General features: G+C 62.6%; 2 protein-coding genes and 1 pseudogene. 2 read left to right on the top strand and 1 reads right to left on the bottom strand.

The features are described 5' to 3' along the window. Nucleotides 1-143, top strand: a pseudogene (locus tag EN939_RS39225) (addiction module antidote protein); the annotation flags it as partial. 24 nt (nt 144-167) lie between these two features. Here the strand turns inward: EN939_RS39225 and pepN are convergent. Further along, the gene (gene pepN / locus EN939_RS22815; RefSeq protein ID WP_127269853.1) at nt 168-2,813 is read right to left on the bottom strand and encodes an aminopeptidase N; all 2,646 of its coding nucleotides are present in this window, start codon (nt 2,811-2,813) and stop codon (nt 168-170) included. 156 nt (nt 2,814-2,969) lie between these two features. Here pepN and EN939_RS22810 point away from each other — a divergent pair. After that, the coding region (locus EN939_RS22810; protein WP_164751152.1) for a xanthine dehydrogenase family protein molybdopterin-binding subunit at nt 2,970-4,357 on the top strand (1,388 nt) is incomplete at its 3' end.

The following is a 4,357-nucleotide window of genomic DNA, read 5'->3' as shown; positions in this document are numbered from 1 at the left end:
AGACGGGACTTTCGCGTGAACAGCTTTATCGCTCCTTCAGTGAGAACGGCAATCCGACCCTGAAAACGACGATTGCCGTGATGAAGGCGCTTGGGATCGAGTTGACCGCAAAGCCCCAGTCCCATCAGCCGGGACTGATTTAACGGGCGCTTGAAGAAATTGCATATTTACGTCAGCGTGCGCTCGACGATATCCCGCAGATCCGCCGACAGGTTTTCGGCGCCGGCGATCGACAGCAGCGCTTCCCTGGCCTTGGCCTGCCGCAAAGGTTCGAGCGAACGCCACGATCTGAGCGCCGTCGCCAGCCTGGCCGCCACTTGCGGGTTGCGCTTTTCAACCTCGAGCACAGTCTGGGCAAAGAACCAGTAGCCTTCGCCGTCAGCACGATGGAAGCCGGTCTGGTTGGCGCTGGAGAAGGTGCCGATCAGCGAGCGCACCCGGTTCGGATTGCCCATCGAGAAGGCCGGGTGGCTGGTCAGGGCCTTCACGGTGTCGACGGTTTGCGGTCCCGGAACGCTGGCCTGGATCTGGAACCATTTATCCATGACCAGCGGGTCGGACCTATAGGTCGTCTCGAAAGCCGCCAGCGCCTCGACCGCCTCGGGCGAACCGTGGTGACGATGCGCGAGCACGGCAAGTGCTGCCGCGCGGTCGGTCATGTTGGTCGCCGACTGGAAATGCCTGGCGGCGAGTGCTGCTCCACTCGGCTGCAGCGACAGATAATCCAGCAAGGTGTTGCGCAAGGCGCGTCGTCCGGCGCTCGCCGCGTCGGGGCTGAACGCTGCTTTGTCTGCAAGGCCGCGGTAAAGGCCCGAAAAAACGTCCCGGTTCGCAGTGCCGATCGCCAACGCCAGTGCCTCGCGAGCCGCATAGATAGCATCGGGGTCGATGTTCCGGCCGATGTCGCGGGCGATGTCGGCTTCGCCGGGCAATGCCAGCGCCAGTGCTCGATAGGCCGGCTCCAGGGTCTCGTCGCCGGCGATGCTGCCGGCGAGTTCGATCAGCCGCGGTGCAAAGGCCGGCTGCTTGCCGCCGAGGATCTCGCGGAAGGCGGTGATCAGTGCATCGGTCAGCAATGTATTGAAGGCCTGCCAGCGCGAGAAGGCGTCGCTGTCATGGCGGGCGAGAAAGAACTGGTCGTCGGCTTTCTGCTCGACGGACAATGTCACCGGCGCCGAAAAGCCGCGGTTGAGCGACACGGCCGGGCGCTCGGTGACGCCTGAAAACCGCACCATGTGGCGACGCTTGCGGATATGGATGACGCCGTCCTCGACGCTGGCGCCTTCGACGCCGCTATATGGCACAGGCTTGCCGCCGGCGCCGATCAGGCCGAAAGCCAGCGGGATGTGCATCAGCCGCTTGCGGCTTTCGGAGGGTGTCGGCGGTACCGACTGCTCGATTTCGAGCGTGAATTCCTGCGCCGCCGGATTGTGCGTCGAACTGATCGTCAGGTTCGGCGTGCCTGCCTGATGATACCAGAGCGCGAACTGCGACAGGTCGCGGCCGGACGCATCCTCGAACACCTTGATGAAATCCTCGATCGTCGCCGCGTCACCGTCGTGCCGCTCGAAATAGAGGTCCATGCCGGCGCGAAAGACGTCGGCACCGAGAATTGTGCGGATCATGCGCACCACTTCAGAGCCCTTCTCGTAGACCGTGGCGGTGTAGAAATTGTTGATCTCGCGGTAGCGGCGCGGCCGCACTGGATGCGCCAGTGGGCCCTGGTCCTCGGGAAACTGGTGGGCGCGCAAGGTGCGCACTTCGGCGATGCGCTTGACCGCGCGCGAGCGCTGGTCGGCGGAGAATTCGTGGTCGCGGAAAACCGTCAGGCCTTCCTTCAGGCAGAGCTGGAACCAGTCGCGGCAAGTGATTCTGTTGCCTGTCCAATTGTGGAAATACTCATGCGCGATGATCGCCTCGATATTGGCGAAATCGGCGTCCGTCGCGGTCTCCCGGTCGGCCAGCACATATTTGTCGTTGAAGATGTTGAGGCCCTTGTTCTCCATCGCTCCCATGTTGAAGTCGGACACGGCGACGATGTTGAAGACGTCGAGATCGTATTCGCGGCCGAATGCCTCTTCGTCCCATTTCATCGACCGCTTCAGGGCATCCATCGCGTAGCCGGCCAGCTTCTCCTTGCCGGGCTCGACATAGATGCCGAGTTCGACCGTGCGGCCCGACAGCGTGACGAAACTGTCTGCAAGCTGGCCGAGATTGCCGGCCACCAGCGCGAACAAATAGGATGGCTTGGGAAAAGGGTCGTGCCACACTGCATAGTGCCAGCCGTCGCCGAGGTCGCCCCTGTCGACCAGGTTGCCGTTGGACAGGAGCAGCGGCGCTTCGTCACGCATTGCTTCTATGCGCACCGTGTAGACGGACAGGATGTCGGGACGATCGAGGAAATAGGTGATGCGGCGAAAGCCCTCCGCTTCGCATTGCGTGCAGTAGACATTGCTCGAGCGGTAGAGGCCCATCAGGGCTTCGTTGCCCGCCGGCGCCACCTCGGTCTCTATGAGCAACTGGAAGCGACGTGCCGCCGGAGGCTTGAGGATTGTCAACCGGTCAGGCGTCGCCAGCAGATCCGCCGGTTTTACCTTCTTGCCGTCGATCTCGATGCGCTTGAGCGTCAGCCCGTCGCCGTCGAGCACCAACGGTGCCGACAGGGAGACGTCGTCACGACGCTCTATCGTGAGGACGGCGGTGACACGCGTTGCGTCTGGCGAAAGGCGGAAGGTAAGGTCGGTTTTCGGAATGAGGTAGTCGTTGGGGCGATAGTCTTCGAGTTTGAAGACCTGGCCGGTGTCCGTGCGCATTCCGTGGGTTTTCCTGTCGATTGCGTTGGCGGCGGATTGTGTCCGCTGGTCCAAGAAATTTGAAGTCCGCGCTCTTTACACGAAACGGCCCCTCGACAAAACTGAGGCAATGCCTATTTCAGGCGTTCCTTCTCCTGTCATCATCACGAGGCACCCATGACCGTCGTCACACCGAAATTCGGCATGGGCGCATCCGTGCTGCGGCGCGAGGATGCCGCCTTCATCCAGGGCCAGGGCCGCTATACCGACGACATCCAGCCGGCTGGCGTCCTGCATGGCTATGTCCTGCGCTCGCCGGTCGCCAAGGCCAGCTTCACCATCGGTTCGACCGAGGCGGCGAAGACGGCACCTGGCGTCCATCTGGTGCTGACCGGCAAGGATCTTGCCCATCTCGGCGATCTGAAATCCGGCGTCATGCAGGAACAGCCGGACGGCACCAAGGCTCCGACGCGCGACATCCCGATCCTGTGCGGCGACCGCGTCAACTATGTCGGCGATGCCATTGCCTTCGTCGTCGCCGACAGCCGAGCCTTGGCGCAGGATGCCGCCGAACTGATCGATGTCGACTATGACGGCGAAGATGCGGCCTCCGGGACGGCAACGGCATTGGCCGAAGGCACGCCGCTGGTCTGGCCGGAGCTTGGTTCCAACCGCGCCTTCAGCTACCACATGGGCGACAAGAAAAAGAGCGAAGCGGCTTTCGCCAAGGCCGCCCATGTCACCCGCATCGAGTTCGTCAACAACCGGCTGGTGTGCAACTACATGGAGCCGCGCTCCGCGATCGGCGAATGGAACGTCGAGGAGAAGCGCTTCGTGCTGACCACCGGGTCGCAAGGCGTGCACTCCATGCAGTATATCCTGGCCAGCGTGTTCAAGATCAAGAAGGACCAGCTGCGCGTCATCACGCCTGATGTCGGCGGTGGTTTCGGGCCGAAGAGCTTCGTCTACCGCGAATATCCGCTGGTGCTGGAAGCGGCAAAGCGGCTTGGCCGCCCGGTGAAATGGGCCGGTGACCGCACGGAGCACTTCCTGACCGACGCGCAAGGCCGCGACAATTTCGTCACGGCCGAGATGGCGCTCGACAAGGACGGCCGCTTTCTCGGCATGAAGGTGGACCTGCTCGCCAACATCGGCGCCTATATCTCGCAATACGGCCCGTTCATCCCCTATATCGGCGTCACCATGTCGACCGGTGTCTACGATATCCAGGCGCTCGATGTCTCGGTCACCGGCCTTTACACCAACACCTGCCCGGTCGATGCCTATCGCGGTGCCGGCCGGCCGGAAGCGGCGTTCCTGTTGGAAAAGCTGGTCGATGCCTGCGCCCACGATCTCCGCCTGCCTGTCGAGGAGATCCGCCGCCGCAACTTCATCCGGCCGGAGCAATTTCCCTACCGGACGCAAACCGGCCGCCTCTACGACACCGGTGAATTCGAAGGCCATATGGAGCGCGCTATTGAGCAATCCGAATGGAAAGCGTTTCCCGAGCGGCTGGCGCAATCGAAGGCCGGCGGAAAAATCCGCGGCCTCGGCATGGCGACCTA

The sequence above is a fragment of the Mesorhizobium sp. M7A.F.Ca.CA.002.05.1.1 genome (assembly GCF_003998335.1).
In the GTDB taxonomy this organism is placed as follows: domain Bacteria; phylum Pseudomonadota; class Alphaproteobacteria; order Rhizobiales; family Rhizobiaceae; genus Mesorhizobium.
The sequence above is the reverse complement of the archived record's forward strand: the minus strand, read 5'-3'. Positions and strand labels throughout refer to the sequence as shown.

Excerpts from the sequence above, each read along its gene's own strand:
- pepN (WP_127269853.1), bottom strand. The coding sequence starts at position 2,813 with ATGCGCACGGACACCGGCCAGGTCTTCAAACTCGAAGACTATCGCCCC.